1 protein-coding gene is annotated in these 316 nt (G+C 68.7%); it reads right to left on the reverse strand.

All coding sequences use genetic code 11. From position 1 onward, the window contains the following. A partial coding sequence (locus DBV35_RS29705) for a thiamine pyrophosphate-dependent enzyme (protein WP_245944158.1) occupies positions 1–316 on the reverse strand: 316 nt, incomplete at both ends.

Raw genomic sequence — 316 nt, forward strand, 5'->3', positions numbered from 1 at the left:
CCTGCTCGGTGACGTCGGCGACCGCGTCGACCGACGCGGCCAGCTCGTCGTGCTCGAACTCCGGCCGGATGTCGCGCCGGACGTTGATCTCGTCGTTGCTCGTGCCCGCGGCGACCATCGGCCACACCTGGGCGTCGGCACCGACGACGAACTCCACGACGACCGGCCGGTCGTTGATCTCCATCGCCTGGTGGATGACCCGGTCGACGTCCTCCTTGGACTCGACCCGCAGTCCCTCGCAGCCCATCGCCTGCGCGAGCATCGGGAAGTCCGGGATGCGCAGCTTGTGGGTGTTGAGGTCGGTGTTGGAGTACCG

Source organism: Acuticoccus kandeliae (assembly GCF_003073115.1).